The sequence below is a fragment of the Epilithonimonas pallida genome (assembly GCF_900182975.1).
GTDB classification, from domain to species: Bacteria; Bacteroidota; Bacteroidia; order Flavobacteriales; family Weeksellaceae; genus Epilithonimonas; species Epilithonimonas pallida.
The window spans coordinates 159,359-175,782 of sequence record NZ_FXUO01000007.1 but is presented as its reverse complement, the minus strand read 5'-3'; the positions used below and the strand labels follow the sequence as shown (position 1 = coordinate 175,782).

Sequence of the window (16,424 nt, the reverse complement as noted above, 5' to 3'; positions counted from 1 at the left end):
ATGGATTAAATGAAAAATTTATTACTCATCTCTTTAACAGGGCTGATTTTCAGTTGTTCAAAAAATAATACGGATCACGAAACAAATAAAGATTGTCTTATGATGACAGATGGCAAAATGTCTTCCAGTCGGGCAGGAAAAGATACGGTCAAAGTATCAAAAGACATTAGAGAACGCAACATAATGAGAAGAAAGAAACTATTCTAAATCAAATTACCAATGGAAGCTAAGAAAATACCAGGGGTTCCTGAACAAAAAAAAGGAGCGTTCCATGACACCGAAAGTCAAAAAAACTTTATTGTAAGCGAGCTTGCAGCACAACAATTCGGAATTTTGAAGGAACGTTTTTTTTCTATCAATCATTGGAAAGATTATTGCGGAGATTTATCTTCGGAATTCAAGCTTTATAACAGCCAAGGGTTTCCTATTGACAGAGTCCCGGAAATAGGCGATTTTGTGAGGATTGATATTCCCGGGCCAGGAGATCCCGAAGCCAAAGGTTATGATTGGGTGGAGGTCGTAATGGTTGATGATCGTTGTTATAATGATGAATTGGAAAGATATCTGATTTCCTGCAGGCCGTCTGAACCGCCGGGGAGAAATAGAAATGGAAATGTTGCTCATTTCTATTCCCGTGAGTCTTCTTCCACTTTCATTATTTCCCGAGGTGAGGATTATATAAAAGTTGGTGTGTATGGGCGCAATGAGATTGCTAATTTATCCGATAAGGGAATTTTTGCGAAAATCAGGAACTTTTTGGTTTCTCTCGGAGGCTTTTCCAGGTTGACGAAAATCCAGTGGAAAAGCTTAACGGACGGATTGCTGGACTTTTGAATCAATTAATTATCAATTTAGTTTATGCATAAAAAGATTTTATATTTTCTTTTTTTTAGTTCCTTCTGCTTTGGCCAGAGCTATGAGGAGCTTATGAAATATGCTCATTATTATGGTAAAAATATTGATGAATTCAAGGGGTTTATAAATGCAGAACCATCGGCCAGCCATTCAGATGCCGGTATCCAGCGGATTGTTTATGAGTTATATAATCATCATATTGGCATAGAAGAGCATAGAAGCAACAGTGGTAAGATAGGAGAAATATTTGTGTTTCAGATTAATGAAAATCATATTAAAGCGAATTATCAATGGAAGAGATATTTTGATTCGATGCAAGCGGATGAATCTTTACAATTTGTGAAGGCAATATTTGATAATGGCATTATAAAAGAAAATGATTTGTCGCTTTCGGAATTCAGATTATTACTGAGTTCGGAAAATATGAATTCTAATGCCAGCTATGGCGTGAGATACAGGAAACAGAATGCATATTATTCTTTATTTGTGGTTAAAAGCAAGCTTGTTTTCACTGTTGATGATAAAAATTTTTAGATCTGTTTTTTTTTAGGATTTGCAATGAGCGGTCAAATCTTTTTAATGATACTCATTTCCCCATTTTGTTCCATATAGATTTTCGAGATCTGTGAAAAATCTTCATTTCCGGCGGATAAGCGGATCGCCTGGAGAATGTCCTCGTAAGATACCAATGCGCGATGCATGTTTTTTAACAAAAATTCTCCCTCATCATATAGCAGAATTTTCTTACCGTCAATCCATTTCCCCGAGTCTTTTATTATGACTTTGATATAGCTTAATAAGCGATGCGAAAAAGCAATGATAAAGCTGGCTGTTACGATTGGTAAAAATGGAGAAGCGCCAACAACTGCTCTTGAAAGTATTGCTCCCAAAAGTATAACAATAATATTGTCCGAAGCGGTTTTCATTCCGAACGATCGGCGACCGGATAATCTTATTAACAATAATGCAATTATAAAGATAACAATCGCCCTGCATCCCATTTGAAGAGATGTTAATGTATTGCCTTTTCCCCAAATGTCATCAAGAATTTCCATGTTTTGATTTGAACAAAAATTATTCCTCAGTATTAATAAAAAACTGGAAATTAAATTAGTTGTTAATAACAATAAAAACATTTATATAAAGCAGCTGTTTTTAAAGATAATATTTGTTACAGTTAGCTTTTTTCAAATATGATCTCCGGTTTATTTGTTGAGAATAAAATTAAAATTTAAGATAAAAGTTGAAAACTGAAGTTGTTCCCTTTTCCGCTTTTATTTAATTATGACTTCTTTGGAGAGTTTTTGTTCTATTCTACATAGCAAGAATTAAAATTAATAATAAATCTTTCGATTAATTATCTTAACAATATTTTGCTGCTCCATTTTTTTTATTGTTCTTATCACCGTTTCAACTCTTAAGCCGGTCATCGATGCTAATTGCTGTCTTGTAAGAGGCACTTCAAAAGAAAATTGTTCCTGATTATGATCGAAACTTTTATGATAATCCAGCACACCTTTGATTCTTATATCAGCGTATAAAGAGGAATTATTTTTAAGCATGATATATTTGTAATAAAGACGTTCGGATAAAAATTTATTAATATCTCTTGATATGTCGGGATTCTCTTTTACAAGCTGTGTAAAGCTGGTCTTGGAAAGTTTTAGAACACTGCATGGTTCAAAGACAACTGCATTGACAGGATATTTTTCATCAATAAAAAGCAAAAGTTCACACACGCTGAGACCTTTGGATAATATAGCCAGAATTAATTCCTTTCCTTCCTCATTGAAATGGTTCAGCTTAACCCTTCCGGAGAGTACCTGGTAATAGAATTTGGGAGTTTCCCCTTCATTGAAAATAATATCACCGGAATCAAACGTTTCGGTTTCGGCACCATAATTTAACAGAAGATTTGCGGCGATTAGCATATAAAAATTTTAGTAGTAGTTTTCAAAACAATTGATAGTTTGCAAACAAAGTACCAATGCAATAAATTAATGAAAAAATAGTATTGATGTTTTATGACTGCAATCATAAACAAAAAATTCTCTGTGTCATTTTAATGTTGCGATTTGGAGATATAATTTCTACCAAATTATTCCAAAGCAAATCAATTCCAAATGTTAAAAATTAACCTTTAAATGTTAAATAATGATTTTGTTTTAAATAAAATTATTTTAGGGTTAAGCTTCTGTAATTCTTTTTAACAGCTGTTTTTTTAGTGTTTTAAAATTAATCAATCGTTTAAAAATAATACCGTTTTTTAACTCTTATGACTCAGATCATAACATGACAAATGTCACATTGTCTAGCTTTGAATTACCACTTTTCACAAAAAAGTTGCTGTTATAAATACTAGTCACAGACCAGCAATTTTATCACTAAATATTAATATAAAAAATTCAAAGTTATGAACACTAGAAATTCAAACAGCCGTTCAAACAATTCTTCCAATTCTTCAAACGATGCAAGATCTGTTTTTGAAGAAATTTATCAATTAGGTTACGACCATGGTTTCAACGATGCCTCAGAAGATGAGGATTATGATAACGATTTCTCGGACTACGAGGACGAATTTGACGATTACGAAATATCAAATTATGATGATGACGATGAAGAAGATTACGATGATGAGGAATACGACGACGAAGAAGACTATGATGATGAAGATTACGATGATGACGAGGAAGACTATGAGGATGATGACGAAAACGAAGATGATAGTCGCGGGGGATCACGAGGCGGAAGAGGAAATCAGCAACGTGACAGCCAGGGAAGATATACATCCGGTGGAGGACGTTCTGGATCTGGAGGAAGCTCACGTTCTGGCTCACGGGGCGGCAATTCCGGATCTGGAAGTGGAACATCCAGAAGAGGATTTGCATCTATGAGTAAAGCAGAACATACAAGAATCGCAAGAATGGGCGGCGAAGCTTCTCACGGTGGAGGCCGGTCATCCGGTTCGGGTTCTAACTCTGGTCGAGGCGGTAATTCTAGATCTGATAGAGGTCGATCCAATTCCGGAAGGTCAGACGGAAACTCTGGTTCAGGCAGCGGAACATCCAGAAGAGGATTTGCATCTATGAGTAAAGCAGAACGTACAAGAATCGCAAGAATGGGCGGTGAAGCGTCTCACGGCGGAGGCCGGTCATCCGGTTCAGGTTCTAACTCTGGTCGAGGTGGTAATTCTGGATCTGATAGAGGTCGATCCAATTCCGGAAGATCAGGTGGAAACTCTGGTTCTGGAAACGGAATATCCAGAAGAGGATTTGCATCTATGAGTAAAGCAGAACGTACAAGAATCGCAAGAATGGGCGGCGAAGCTTCTCATGGCGGTGGACGATCTTCTGGCTCAAGGAGATCAGGATCTGGAAGATCCGGTTTCGGAGGAAGAAGAAACAATTCTTAATCTTTAATTCTTCACTTCATTATATGCATGATTACCTCTCTTGGGAGGTAATCATTTTTAAACTCATTTAAAATCAATCATTATGGCTACCAAAACAGAAAATAATACGAGCTCTACAGTTAAAAAAGATATTGTAGAAAATCTAACTCAAACACCGGAATCCAAAGATAAAGATCAAAATATGGCAGATTCGCCTTTGCACAAGCTTTTTGTAGATGCTTTGAAAGACATCTATTATGCAGAAAACGCAATTGTGGATGCATTGGAAAAAATGGAAGCAGCCGCTACAACAGAAGAACTGAAAGATGCTTTTGAAGATCATCAGCTTCAGACCAAAAAACACATCAGCCGTTTGGAAAAAGTATTCAAACTGATTGGTGAACAGGCAGAGAAAAAAGAATGTAAAGCTATTGTAGGCATCATCAAAGAAGGCGAAGAGATTATCAAATCTACAGAAGAAGGCTCTATGACACGGGATGTGGGATTGATTATCGCTGCTCAGAAAGTGGAACATTATGAGATTGCAACTTACGGTGGTCTTGTTCAATTGGCGATTACAATGGGACATGAGAAAGCTGCCGATCTGTTGGACAGAACTTTACAGGAAGAAGAGGATGCCGATTTGTTATTGACAGATATTGCAGAATCTTCTATCAATATCAATGCGGAGCAGGAAGATTAAATTTTAAGTTTTACATATTGAGCCATACAGAATCACTTTTGTATGGCTTTTTACATCTAAAAATTTTGCGAACTAAATTAATTAAAAATGACACCAAAAGGCAGATTAATAATTATTGGAGGAAAAGAAGACAAAAGCGAAACCGTTCCTGAAATGGAAGATGTCAATCACGGTTTTATTCCCAAAGAAATTCTCAAACTGATTGCAGAATCCAAAGATGACCGCATCGAAATCATTACAACTGCAACGTCAGATCCTGATGATATGGAGAAAACTTACAGTCAAACTTTTAAAGATATCGGTTACACCAACTTTGGATTTCTCTATATCACACAAAAAGATAATAAAGAAAGTTTACAACGACTACAAGATGCTAAAACAGTATTTTTTTCCGGAGGTGATCAGTCAAAAATCTGTGATGTCTTTAAAAATTCCGAGATTATTGAACGGATCCATGAAAGATATTTGCATGAACAGGATTTCACAATTGCCGGTACCAGTGCGGGTGCAATGTGTCTGTCATCAATTATGATTGCTGATGCCATTAATGGGGAAGCGATTGTCGGTTATGATCTCGAACTGGACAATGGTCTCGACTTTCTGGATTGTATTATTGATACGCATTTTGTTCATCGTGGTCGTTTTGGAAGATTAGCGCACGCTACGATTTTACACCCGGAATTTTTAGGAATTGGTCTCGGGGAAGATACATCGCTGATTATAGAACAGGGTAAAACAGCAACTTGCAAAGGTTCCGGAATGGTAATCATCATCAATTCGAAACAGATCAAACAAACCAATATCGAAACGGTAAAAAAAGGCTGTCCTGTTTATGCGGAAAATCTAGTGATTGATATTTTGACAGAAGATTGTAAGATTAATTTGGAAACAGGAGATATTGATGTTCCGGATGCAAGATAATTTTCAAATTTTAGCTAAATCCTAATCAAAATTAAGAAAAGAGCAAAAAGTGGTTTCTTAATTCTTTTTTCATTGAAAAATGTGATGCAACTATTTTATTAATAGTGAGTTATGGATGTTTTTTTTAATATCGAAATCGTGGAAGTTTACATAATTACGGTAGTGTTGTCCTGTTATTTTAGGTACAGCATTTATAATTTAGAACTTTCAAAGCGATCAATTCCAAAAAATGTGTTGGAATATTAAATCAATTATAACTAACTAATTAAAGCAGTATGAGAAAAATTAACTATTTGGCTTTTTTATTAAGCGGATTATTATCTGCACAAACTACCTTCACTTTGGTAAAAGACATCTATCCCGGAGCAACGGGTTCAGGACCTTCAAATTTCACACTTTACAAAGGAAAATTATATTTTTCTGCCAGTTCTAGTGTCAATGGTACTTCCATTGGGACTGAACTTTGGGAGAGTGACGGAACGGAAGCCGGCACCAAGCTGGTTTCTGATAATATTCCTGGTTCTTCTTCCACTTCACCAGGTGGTTTATTTACATTTAATGATAAAATTTATTTCAGTGGAACCAATATTGTGAATGGCACTAATGTTTCAGGATTGCTATTGTCTTACGATGATGTCAATGGTATCCAGACTGTATCTACCGTTTCTAAGTTCAGTACCAATTTTACAAAAGTAGGCAATACATTATATTTTAAAGCAACTAATACATCTGTTACGCCGAATACCCAAAGGCTGTATTATCTTGACAGCTCCGGCCAATCTGTTATTGCTGATGATAATCTTAATGTGAATACAATTGGTTTCATCGGGAATAAAGTTCTTGCAAATGCGCAACTAGCCAATGCTGCGAGCCCGTTTTTAACGCAGCTTTTTAGCTTTGAGGGTAATTCTACATCGCTTGTTAAAACAATTAATCCTTCCACGTCTTCTTATCCGCAGTATTTTTTGCACAGCCCGGCGTTAGGTAAGACTTTTTTTAATGCCAATGGTGGAAACGGAGGTGAGCCTTGGATGACCGATGGAACCGAAGCAGGAACATCCATTGTAAAAGACATTAATGTTTCCAATGCTACTGCCGGTTCTAATCCTACAAGTTTCACAGAGTATAACGGAAAAGTTTATTTTGCAGCTTCTGATGGGCTTACAAGCGGCATAGAACTATGGGTGACAGACGGAACTGAACAAGGAACTAAAATGTTCAAAGATATCATACCCGGAACAACAGGATCTTTCCCGGAAAAATTAACAGTGTATAAAAATAAATTGTACTTTTTTGCTACAAATGCAAGCAATGTGAAACAGCTTTGGGAAAGTGACGGGACAGATGCCGGAACAAAAGCGTTAGTTTCTATAGGCACAGCTTCTGCTCTTGTTATATACAATGATACGCTTTATTTTTCTGGTAGAATTAATAATACGGACACACTAGGTGTTGAGTTGTATAAGGTTAATCTTCAGGATGATACATTGGCTGCTTCGGAAATGCAAAATAATAATATCAGCGTATATCCAAATCCTTCAAAAGGTGAAGTTTTTATATCAAATTTAAAGTCGGGAAAATTTGAATTGTATGACACAACAGGAAAACTGATCAAAGGAGGTAATTTCTCTGATAGTAAGATTCTCTTAAGCGCTCAGCAAGGTGTTTATGTGCTGAAATTAAAATCAGAAAATTCAAAAACAAACTTTGTAACAAGAGTTATTATCAAATAATCTGATAAAAATTAAAACTGAATTTTTACAAGCTGGAATGTCATGACATTCCAGCTTTATTTTTTAAATAAGAGAAGACTTAATAGGATTCTATTAAATCCAATTTAGGCTTTGATTTTTTTTCAAGACAAATAAAAAGCTTCCCTATTAAAGGAAGCTCTAAAAAACACAAATGATGAAAAATCTTACTTAACCATTATCTGTAAGAAAATCCATTTATTTTTTGATTACGTTTTTTGTAGCAGTTGTATTATCACTGAAAGTTGCTTTTAATATATACGAACCTTTTGTAGCTTTGGAAAGATCTAATTCATTGGTTGCTGAGGTTGACAGACTTTTTCCGCTGATTTCGTATAGTTCCAATGATTTAACATTTTTTTCCGATTTTACCGAAATTTTTCCTGCAGTTGGATTTGGAAATACAGTGAAATTGGATTTGCCGGATTCTGTTACATTCATAGATGACTTTAACTGTACTTTAAAATTATCTACGAAGATTCGGTAGTTTGCCTGAGAGTTAAAAACCGTGCCGTCTGATGCGTAAAATGCAAACTTGACATTGTTGCTTTTGTAAGCAGAAACATCGATCGTCAGTTTATTTCTTTCATTAGAAATGGTGATATTGGGATTATCCCAGTTTCTCAGCTCTTGCCAGGTTGCTCCATTATCTGTCGTAACAAGAATCTTAAATTTGTCTCCTCCTTCAACCTGTGGTGCCGGTCCATTAGGATTAGTCATAAAAGGACCGTTGGTTGTTGCGTAATCAAAGCTGATTTCATAATCACCAGCTGATAGATCAAAAGCATTAGTTACAGCCCAATAAGAGATATTAGATGTATACATGTTAACGCAAAGCGACTGGTCATTAGCCGCAGTATTTCCCATAAAGGGCTTCTGTTGCCAATAATTGGTTGAAGCGTTAGTTGGTCCGTTTCCAACGTTGGCATTAAAAGTATAGCCCAGATACCAGCCGGTTAATGGAAATGTTGTAAAGTCCTGATTATAAGGCGGAGTAGTTTGTGAGTATAAAGATGATGCAAAAGCCATCATCGCGAATAGATAAAGTTTTTTCATTTTTTGTAGTAGTTGAGTTAAAGAGATGCCCTGACTTGATAGCCAGGACATCACTGATAAAAAATAATTTATGAAGTTATTGTTTGATAAGTTTCTGCGTGTCAGTTTTACCATCATCAAATGTTATTTTGATAACATACTGGCCAGTGGTAAGCCTAGAAACATCAATTGTTTTCGATGTAGATTCCATTACTTTTCTGCCATTCATATCAATGACTTCAGCTTTTTTAATGCCTTTATCATTTTTGATATTAACCATATCTTTGGCAGGATTCGGGAAAATAATTGTACTAATTTTTTTATCGGTTTCAGTTACTGCAAGCGTTTCTTTTAGAATTGTGAAGGTGTAATCTTCAGCCTGTCCCTGGTCAAAAACACTACAAGAATAAGTTGGATAGTTAAAAGCTTCTGAGATGATTCTCACTTTTGTATCTCCTAAGTTGGCCGTCAGTGGGATTGACAATTGGTAAGTGATGGTGTTGCCATTTGAAGCATTAACTTTTCCAAGATTATAAATTTCTCCCACATCGCCCAAGAATCCATTTTGATTCCAGTCTATAAAAGCTGTTAGGGCTTGAGTAGATGAGCTATTATAAGTTTGCGCATTGATCGTGATTGGATAAGTTTTCCCTCTTTCAAGATCCGTTTTGATTACAGAGAAATCTTCATAACCTACCTCAGCAGTAGAAGTATTGTTGATTGTTCCTATTTTTACCTGATCAATTGGCATCAGGAAATTAAATCTAGGCATACAATAGCTATCAGTAGGATTGGTTTCTACACAGCTTCCAACTAATGTGAATACACCATCAACACCATTGTTAACAGCTCTCCAGATAGATCCGTCATTGCTGTAATAGGTTTCTTTTCCGCTGTTACGTATAGAAGTCGCTTCTATAAAGGATGCATTTTCCGGAACTTTATTTACAGCTTTTACAACCAGCCAGTATCTTGAACCCACAGCTCCGCCGGTAATAACAAGCGGTTCGGGAAGATTGAAAGTATTTTTTCTGAACGTAAATCCTTCTCTTTCATTCAAGTCTGTGACCGTATCAGGAACGATCGTGTTATAGGCTTTTACTGCGTCTAATGGCAATCCGTCAGGACCAGCTTTCATAATGAAAATATCGAAAGATTCTATACCACCTTTGTCAATTGTGTTCAGGATGATACTGGTTACAGTTAAGTTAGTATGCGCTGCAACATTAAAGTCATTAGCAAGATATAAAAGCTTCAGATCACCAGTTCCTGTTTCAAAATTGTTGCTCGGCGTAGAAGGCGCACAGGCTGACGGGTAAGTTTCAACACTATCACTATTTCCTACAACAATGTCATCCAGAACATTAGATCTTCCGGTTTTCATTACAGCTTCAAAACAAATCTGCAGTTGGGATGATTTTTCCGGTAAATTAATAATTTGCTGTTTCCATTCCGGAACATTGAAATTATAATTCTTCAGCGTTATCCATTCGGAGGTAGGAGAAACACGATAATAAACATTCAGTAGATTCTGATAGATTCCCCATGCTTCTTGTCCCATAAAGAATGAAACCGTTGGTGTTTGTAATGCTGTAACATCCATTACAGGACTGATTAACCTGACCTTTGCATCAGGAGAGTTAGCTGCAATCTGAGCACAGGCATTCAGTTGTCCGGAATGCGCATTTACTATATTATAATCAACACCTCCGCCAGAACCTTTTTTATAAGCCCAGCCATCATAACTAGGATAGTGTCCGCCGATAACCTGTTGTGTCCAGCAGCTTCGGGTTGGGCTGTCTGTTTCAAAAGTTTCTTTGAAGGGAAAGCTGCTCAGTGTATTACAACTTTGAGCATTAAGACCCGCATTAATTATGGCAAAGAATGCTGCGATCAGATAATAAAGTTTCTTCATTTCAGTTAACATTTAATGAGTACGAAAATATCCCTTAATCAATGTAAAAACAAGAAATTGAATAGCTTTATTATAGAAAATTTATGATTTTGACAGTGGATTTTTTAATTTAAACTATTGATTGATAGGTTTATATATTTTTGAATGCCTCGTTCTTCAACAACTTGCGTTTTTGCTCTTTTCTAATGGTTTCGATCAATAAAAAAATGATTAATCCGGAGAAAAAAACTGAGGTTACCAAAATCCAGATGGCATATTTTTTTCCGATAGATTCTTTTTCGGAATCATTGCGTTTGTCTTCTTCAAGAATTAATTGATTGACTAATTTTGCGGCTTCACGATTACTTTCCTTAACACGATTATTATACATCGTGTTATAATAATTGTACTGTTTGATGTCAGATTTTTGTAAATAATTATCGGCTAAAAGTTGGTAGATTTCATTCTCTATGTCATCTCTTGCCGGCTGATTTTTTCGCAGGTTCAAGATCCTGAAAAGAATTTCGTTGGACAAATCCGGTTTTTTCTGAAGCGATAAGATTTTTGCTTTTCCCATCTCAATAAATATTTCCTGAAGCTCTGCAAACTGTGGAGGATAAGGACGTGATGTCTCATAGATGTTAACGCTTGCCAGTTTCAAATTTTCTGCAGCCTGATGCAGTTGCTTCTGTTGTATCAATGCATAAGCTTTGTTGAGATAAGCTAGTTTGATATTAATTTCAGCTAAAGAATTTTTCGATAAAAGATATTGATTAATAGCCTTGTTGAAATATGATAATGCAATATCACTGTCCAGACTGTAAAAATAATTCATTCCTTTCAGGTAATAGATATTTCCTTTTACAAGATTAAGCGAATCCGAAGCTTTGGCTGACGATAAAAGCGATTCTGCCTGATCCAGATAAACTCTTGTTTTTTCATTAAGCTGCAGTGACTGATAGGTGTTTCCAACAATGCCCAGTATTTTGATTTTGATGATTTTATCACCGCTGTTGTCCGCATTTTCCAGAGCTTCATTGCCATATTTTATAACATCCAGAGGTTTTTGCAAAATATTGGAAGTGTTGGTTAGTATAAAAAGACATAAAAGCTTCTGCTTATGATTCAGATCCTTATTCTTATAAATTTTTTCAGCAATCTTGCATGATGCTGCAGGATCTAGAAGCATCAGATTTTCAGCTTTACTTAAATCATCTTTTGGATCAGAAGATCTTGCGGCTACTAAAAAACTTAGAAATAACATTATTATACAGATAATCCTTTTCATTATTCCTTCTGTTTTAATAGTTGGATGTAATTGGCCGGTGACATTCCGGTAACGGATTTGAACACTGCTGCGAACGCACTGTGAGTAGAAAAACCACTTTCTTCTGCAAGGTATTTTATTTTATAGCTTCTGTATATTGGCTTGTTTTTTAGTTTGCCGATGATGTAGTTGATACGAAGCTCGTTAATATAGGCATTGAAGTTTTTTTGTTTATGGTTATTGATCGCTTCGGAAAGATATTTTGTATTGGTCTCTAATTTTTTAGCGAGACTTTGTAAAGAAATATCAGGATTGATACAATCATCGGTATTTTCAAAGTCATCGAGTTTTTTCAATAATAGATTTTCCGTTTTCTCCGGTATTGTTTGTGTTTGTGGTGTCTTTTTATCTTTTAAGGCATTAATTTTATTAATGAAGTTTTGATATTCTTTGATATGAAAGTTAGTTTGATAAAATCTTAATAAAATCAGAGTTACACTTATTAATCCTATGATAACTATGGTTAATATTATATTTTTCCTTTTGGTTATCATGAGGTCAAGATCATCATTATTTTTTTCTTCGGAGATGTTGAACCATTTATTCTTTGCCGAATATTTTGCCTGATCTATTTTTTTTAGCAAATCCTGCTTTTTATTAATGGAGTCTGAAAAGTTGTTGGAATCTCCAATTTTGGAATAATAGGATGCCAAAAGATCGTAATACTCATATTTGATTTTTGGATTTGATGATTGTTCCAATTGCTCTTTGGGAAGGCTGAGGATAATTTTTTTTGCCTTTTCCAGATTGTCATTATTGAGCAAAAATTGGCTGTACACAATATCAAATTCTATATCATTTTTATATAGATTTCTTATACCAATCAGAAATTGATCTGATAGTTTGTTAGTAGCTACATAATCAAACAGACTGAGTATATCGTCCCTAAGAATCATAAGATTACTGGACTTTGCCTTTTCCAGAACAGCCAGCAAATTATTGTTGAGGTTGTTTGTTCTATTCTGATTAAGTTTGGTCAGAAGGAGAATGATTTCATCAGAAAATACAAGGTCTTTATTTTGTGATGTTTTTTTAGTTGCAGATACATCGTTGGTGCTGATGCTAAGATAATTTAGGATGCTTCTTTTAAGAATAAAGATGCTTATTGGCAGGTCATTATTATTTGCGGAAATTTTTTTTAAAGCATCGGTAAGATTATTTTGGTAATACAATGATTTGATTCTCAAATAATCGGATTTCTCTCTTTCGTCATCTGTGAGTATGAAGTTTTTTTCAAGATAGTCCAGAGATTCTGTAGCTTTATCCGGCATCAGTGTTATTTCATAGCCGGCTTTTTGGAGAAGCTGTTTTTTCTCCAGATCAATAGGTTTCCCACTTGCAGCAGTAAAAAATAATATAAAAAAAACAAAAAAAAATTTTAGCACCGGACTTTAATTGAAGGTTAAAATTATGTTTTTATTTTAAACCTACAATCGCTCTTTTGAGAAAATATCATTAATAAAAAGCAGATAATAACCATATCAAGCTAAAACAGAGCAGTCCTTTAAGAATTTTATAACTGTTACAAAGGCCAAAGGTCATTCTGGTTATTGGAATCTTAGGAAGGCTAATGCACTTTAAAAAATTCAATAACAAATTAAAGTTGATAATTACCGGTCATTCTGCTAAGAATGAAGTTGACAAATTCATCATCGATTTTCTTTCTGTCAATTAACTTATTCCTATACTCATAAGAAGTTAACATTTTTGCTAACCGACCATAGTTTTGATAGTCGGATTCTGCGATCATCATTCTTCCGGCTCCGCTTTTTGTCTTTATAATCTCATTATCGATTGTTCTGAGTTTGATAACAATGTGATAAAATTTCGACAGGTCTTTGCCTTTATATCTTTCAATGATATTGATCTTGAAAGCATTAAAATAGATTGTTTTAAAGCCAAGATTTGATCCACGCTCAGGCGTATTGATTTCTAATGTAAAATTCATAAATATTGCTGCAAATATACTATCGGATTTGATAAATACAAACCAAAAGTGAAATATTATTGAATTTTTATGACTAAATATTATTTTTTATATATTTTTTTTGTCGTTTATGATTTGGATCATAAAGCTGTACTGGACGAATAACTAATTTTATTTTGTTTTATCTATTTTTTTAATCAGAATTAAATTCAAAGTCTTTTATTTGTAATTACAGGTTTAAAATCCAATTATTCTGTGATTAACAATAATGTATGAAGTTATGTAGAAATTAAACTATGGATATATTTAACAAATCGGAAAATAAGCAAGCATTACTCAATGCCATAGTGATGTCTAGTCACGATGCTATTATCAGCAAATCACTAGATGGGATTATAACAAGCTGGAATACCGCTGCCGAAAGAATGTTTGGTTACTTGCAGGATGAAGCAATAGGAAAGCATATTTCATTGATCATTCCCGCAGATCGGTTGAATGAGGAAGATTTTATTATTGGTCAGATAAAGGCCGGGAAAAGAGTTGATCATTTTGAGACCATCAGAAAAACTAAAGATGACCGATTATTTCCGATTTCTGTTACAGTATCGCCCGTAATTGATAAAAATGGCAACATTATTGGCGCATCAAAAATTGCCCGCGATATTAGCGAACGTCATAATGCACAGAAAGAAAAGGCGGAATTGCTTGACAGATTAAAGGATCTCAATAAAAGAAAAGATGAATTCATAGCATTAGCCAGTCATGAGCTAAGAACTCCATTGACCAGTATGGATGCCTATCTTCAGATCTTATCCAGAAATATTAGTGATGAGAAAGTGAAGGTCTTTGTAGAAAAAGCACTTTCACAATCAAAAAAAATTAACCATCTGATATCCGATTTGCTGGATGTTTCTAAAATAGAATCTGGTAAATTGATCTTACGTCCTGAAGAATTTGATGTCAAAAGTTTACTTGAGGATACGATTGAACTCATTTCAGATTCAAATGAGAGCTTCGTCATTACTTTACATTCTGATCTGGAGTCTGTTATGTTGTTTGGTGATAAATATAAAATCGAACAGGTAATCGTTAATCTGTTAACTAATGCAGTGCGGTATTCAAATGACAACAAAAATATTGAAGTCTCGCTGAAAAATGATAATGATAATATTCTGATAAGTGTTAAGGACTACGGATTAGGTATTGATCCCGACCATTTTGAAAATATTTTTTCAAGATTTTACCAGATTCATAACTCGAGCAATATTTCCGGATTAGGTTTAGGTCTGTATTTGTGTAGACAAATTATTTCTCAGCATCAAGGTCAGATTTGGGTTGAAAGTGAAATTGGAAAAGGAAGTACTTTTTGGATAAAGCTTCCTGCTAATATAGCTATAACTTAAGTTTATTAACCTGATGGAATACTTTTAACATTCAGTTCAGGGTTATTTTGATCCGGTTTTTGTTCCATTACCTTAATAAAGTTTAGATTTGTCATTGAGAATCTGATGCAATATTTCTTTTTGTTCATTAGGATCAAATCCTGCTAAACTTATTCTGAATACCTGAACTTTCTTTTTGGAGTTTGTAGAATTAAGAACCTGAAGGTAAATCACTTGAGATTTGAGTTTGCAGTCTTTAATGATTTCTGAAGGAAATTCCAGTAAAGGAAATACAAAGCCACTCCCATTCAATAGATGCTTTTTCTTTATCGATATAACAAACCCAGAATTTTCAAATTCAGTGTACTTAAGCTTAGTCATATAAATGACCAATGCAATGAATAATATTAGTAATGTTATTATGAATTGGTCTGGTTGCCTGACTATTAACCATTGCATACCGATAAGCGTAAGATCCAGTATTAGCATGAACATTAAAAATAGTCCTAATTTCTCAATACTTTTTTTGTTGCTGACTTTCATCTTTATTAAAGGCTGGACAGAAAAAACACAAATTATAAGATTTCTAACCTTCTAAAAAAACACTGCCCAGCCATATTTTATTTATTATTTATCTTTCTTTCTTAAGGCGCTTTCCAGAATGTCCACATACTACCATTATAAACGGCCAGCCTTTTTGCGCCTTCTTTGTTGATATAAACCATCATGCCCGGAGCGGGATCAGGAATGTCATCAGTACTATTTACCATAGGAAGAACCATTGCTTTGCTGTCTGATTCCAAAACCAAAACGCCATCTGCAGAAGTACTGTCTGCGCCAATAATTACTTTTGCTGCCGGATCTTCCGTAACAGTCGCAGAAGTAGGCTGTGTAGCTATTACAGTTGAGATGTCAGCTGCATTACCATTGCTGAGATCAAACCATCCATCAGAAGATTGCATATCTGTGACGCCATTATAATATTTTATTTTTGCTTTGGTTGCATCTCTGGCGTCCAGAATAATGGTGCCTTCTGTAAGGCCAATCCCAGATGGAAGTGTTCGTAAATAAGGCAGCACAATACCTTTATTTTGGCCTGCTGCGAACTCCAGCAGAACGGAAGTTTTTTGTCCGACAGGCACAGTTCCTACTGCATTGCCGATAATCACTTGTGAAAATGCTGTGGAATATAGAGATAGGGCGATTATTGAAAATAAAAGTTTCATTATTAAATTATT

At 34.8% G+C, this 16,424-nt stretch carries 17 protein-coding genes; 8 read left to right on the top strand and 9 right to left on the bottom strand.

The window, feature by feature from the left end:
* Positions 1–9 precede the first annotated feature (9 nt).
* The 3 genes from QOL71_RS14190 (at position 10) to QOL71_RS14180 (ending at position 1,389) form a co-directional block, all read left to right on the top strand.
* The gene (locus QOL71_RS14190) at positions 10–207 is read left to right on the top strand and encodes a hypothetical protein (RefSeq protein ID WP_283417572.1); all 198 of its coding nucleotides are present in this window, start codon (positions 10–12) and stop codon (positions 205–207) included.
* Positions 208–219: 12 nt separating this feature from the next.
* On the top strand, positions 220–834 hold the full coding sequence (locus QOL71_RS14185) for a hypothetical protein (protein ID WP_283417571.1): 615 nt from the start codon (positions 220–222) through the stop codon (positions 832–834).
* Positions 835–927: 93 nt separating this feature from the next.
* Positions 928–1,389 (top strand): hypothetical protein, encoded by a 462-nt coding sequence (locus QOL71_RS14180; protein ID WP_283417570.1) that lies wholly within the window; start codon positions 928–930, stop codon positions 1,387–1,389.
* A 32-nt stretch (positions 1,390–1,421) separates the two neighbouring features.
* Here the strand turns inward: QOL71_RS14180 and QOL71_RS14175 are convergent, their stop codons facing one another.
* Both QOL71_RS14175 and QOL71_RS14170 read right to left on the bottom strand, forming a co-directional pair.
* Positions 1,422–1,910, bottom strand: coding sequence for a DUF421 domain-containing protein (locus tag QOL71_RS14175; RefSeq protein WP_283417569.1), 489 nt, complete (start codon positions 1,908–1,910; stop codon positions 1,422–1,424).
* A 279-nt stretch (positions 1,911–2,189) separates the two neighbouring features.
* On the bottom strand, positions 2,190–2,786 hold the full coding sequence (locus QOL71_RS14170) for a Crp/Fnr family transcriptional regulator (RefSeq protein ID WP_283417568.1): 597 nt from the start codon (positions 2,784–2,786) through the stop codon (positions 2,190–2,192).
* Positions 2,787–3,268: 482 nt separating this feature from the next.
* On the opposite strand from QOL71_RS14170, the gene QOL71_RS14165 reads away from it, so the two are divergent.
* The 4 genes from QOL71_RS14165 (at position 3,269) to QOL71_RS14150 (ending at position 7,603) form a co-directional block, all read left to right on the top strand.
* Positions 3,269–4,267 carry a KGG domain-containing protein gene (locus QOL71_RS14165; RefSeq protein WP_283417567.1) on the top strand — a complete coding sequence of 333 codons (999 nt, stop codon included), beginning with the start codon at positions 3,269–3,271 and terminating at the stop codon, positions 4,265–4,267.
* Positions 4,268–4,349: 82 nt separating this feature from the next.
* Positions 4,350–4,949, top strand: a complete 600-nt coding sequence (locus tag QOL71_RS14160; RefSeq protein WP_283417566.1) for a YciE/YciF ferroxidase family protein — start codon at positions 4,350–4,352, stop codon at positions 4,947–4,949.
* 87 nt (positions 4,950–5,036) lie between these two features.
* Positions 5,037–5,870, top strand: coding sequence for a cyanophycinase (locus QOL71_RS14155; protein WP_283417565.1), 834 nt, complete (start codon positions 5,037–5,039; stop codon positions 5,868–5,870).
* Positions 5,871–6,145: 275 nt separating this feature from the next.
* On the top strand, positions 6,146–7,603 hold the full coding sequence (locus QOL71_RS14150) for an ELWxxDGT repeat protein (RefSeq protein ID WP_283417564.1): 1,458 nt from the start codon (positions 6,146–6,148) through the stop codon (positions 7,601–7,603).
* Positions 7,604–7,819: 216 nt separating this feature from the next.
* On the opposite strand, the gene QOL71_RS14145 is transcribed toward QOL71_RS14150, so the two are convergent.
* The 5 genes from QOL71_RS14145 to QOL71_RS14125 all read right to left on the bottom strand — a co-directional run bounded on the left by QOL71_RS14145 (position 7,820) and on the right by QOL71_RS14125 (position 13,825).
* Positions 7,820–8,677 carry a T9SS type A sorting domain-containing protein gene (locus QOL71_RS14145; protein WP_283417563.1) on the bottom strand — a complete coding sequence of 286 codons (858 nt, stop codon included), beginning with the start codon at positions 8,675–8,677 and terminating at the stop codon, positions 7,820–7,822.
* Positions 8,678–8,753: 76 nt separating this feature from the next.
* The gene (locus QOL71_RS14140; protein ID WP_283417562.1) at positions 8,754–10,571 is read right to left on the bottom strand and encodes a T9SS type A sorting domain-containing protein; all 1,818 of its coding nucleotides are present in this window, start codon (positions 10,569–10,571) and stop codon (positions 8,754–8,756) included.
* Between the two features lie 130 nt (positions 10,572–10,701).
* Positions 10,702–11,838, bottom strand: a complete 1,137-nt coding sequence (locus QOL71_RS14135; RefSeq protein WP_283417561.1) for a hypothetical protein — start codon at positions 11,836–11,838, stop codon at positions 10,702–10,704.
* On the bottom strand, positions 11,838–13,262 hold the full coding sequence (locus tag QOL71_RS14130; protein ID WP_283417560.1) for a helix-turn-helix domain-containing protein: 1,425 nt from the start codon (positions 13,260–13,262) through the stop codon (positions 11,838–11,840). Before QOL71_RS14130 ends, QOL71_RS14135 begins: the two co-directional genes overlap by 1 nt.
* 212 nt (positions 13,263–13,474) lie before the next feature.
* Positions 13,475–13,825: a prevent-host-death protein gene (locus QOL71_RS14125; protein WP_283417559.1), complete on the bottom strand. Its 351-nt coding sequence runs from the start codon at positions 13,823–13,825 to the stop codon at positions 13,475–13,477.
* A gap of 275 nt (positions 13,826–14,100) precedes the next feature.
* On the opposite strand from QOL71_RS14125, the gene QOL71_RS14120 reads away from it, so the two are divergent.
* Positions 14,101–15,207, top strand: a complete 1,107-nt coding sequence (locus QOL71_RS14120; protein ID WP_283417558.1) for a PAS domain-containing sensor histidine kinase — start codon at positions 14,101–14,103, stop codon at positions 15,205–15,207.
* A gap of 72 nt (positions 15,208–15,279) precedes the next feature.
* Here the strand turns inward: QOL71_RS14120 and QOL71_RS14115 are convergent, their stop codons facing one another.
* Positions 15,280–15,681 carry a hypothetical protein gene (locus tag QOL71_RS14115; protein WP_283417557.1) on the bottom strand — a complete coding sequence of 134 codons (402 nt, stop codon included), beginning with the start codon at positions 15,679–15,681 and terminating at the stop codon, positions 15,280–15,282.
* A 149-nt stretch (positions 15,682–15,830) separates the two neighbouring features.
* On the bottom strand, positions 15,831–16,412 hold the full coding sequence (locus QOL71_RS14110; protein ID WP_283417556.1) for a hypothetical protein: 582 nt from the start codon (positions 16,410–16,412) through the stop codon (positions 15,831–15,833).
* Positions 16,413–16,424 lie beyond the last annotated feature (12 nt).

Coding starts and splice junctions, on each gene's coding strand:
- QOL71_RS14185 (WP_283417571.1), top strand. CDS start 220: ATGGAAGCTAAGAAAATACCAGGGGTTCCTGAACAAAAAAAAGGAGCG.
- QOL71_RS14165 (WP_283417567.1), top strand. CDS start 3,269: ATGAACACTAGAAATTCAAACAGCCGTTCAAACAATTCTTCCAATTCT.
- QOL71_RS14120 (WP_283417558.1), top strand. CDS start 14,101: ATGGATATATTTAACAAATCGGAAAATAAGCAAGCATTACTCAATGCC.
- QOL71_RS14140 (WP_283417562.1), bottom strand. CDS start 10,571: ATGAAGAAACTTTATTATCTGATCGCAGCATTCTTTGCCATAATTAAT.
- QOL71_RS14175 (WP_283417569.1), bottom strand. CDS start 1,910: ATGGAAATTCTTGATGACATTTGGGGAAAAGGCAATACATTAACATCT.
- QOL71_RS14190 (WP_283417572.1), top strand. CDS start 10: ATGAAAAATTTATTACTCATCTCTTTAACAGGGCTGATTTTCAGTTGT.
- QOL71_RS14125 (WP_283417559.1), bottom strand. CDS start 13,825: ATGAATTTTACATTAGAAATCAATACGCCTGAGCGTGGATCAAATCTT.
- QOL71_RS14180 (WP_283417570.1), top strand. CDS start 928: ATGAAATATGCTCATTATTATGGTAAAAATATTGATGAATTCAAGGGG.
- QOL71_RS14145 (WP_283417563.1), bottom strand. CDS start 8,677: ATGAAAAAACTTTATCTATTCGCGATGATGGCTTTTGCATCATCTTTA.
- QOL71_RS14155 (WP_283417565.1), top strand. CDS start 5,037: ATGACACCAAAAGGCAGATTAATAATTATTGGAGGAAAAGAAGACAAA.
- QOL71_RS14170 (WP_283417568.1), bottom strand. CDS start 2,786: ATGCTAATCGCCGCAAATCTTCTGTTAAATTATGGTGCCGAAACCGAA.
- QOL71_RS14135 (WP_283417561.1), bottom strand. CDS start 11,838: ATGAAAAGGATTATCTGTATAATAATGTTATTTCTAAGTTTTTTAGTA.
- QOL71_RS14110 (WP_283417556.1), bottom strand. CDS start 16,412: ATGAAACTTTTATTTTCAATAATCGCCCTATCTCTATATTCCACAGCA.
- QOL71_RS14115 (WP_283417557.1), bottom strand. CDS start 15,681: ATGTTCATGCTAATACTGGATCTTACGCTTATCGGTATGCAATGGTTA.
- QOL71_RS14150 (WP_283417564.1), top strand. CDS start 6,146: ATGAGAAAAATTAACTATTTGGCTTTTTTATTAAGCGGATTATTATCT.
- QOL71_RS14160 (WP_283417566.1), top strand. CDS start 4,350: ATGGCTACCAAAACAGAAAATAATACGAGCTCTACAGTTAAAAAAGAT.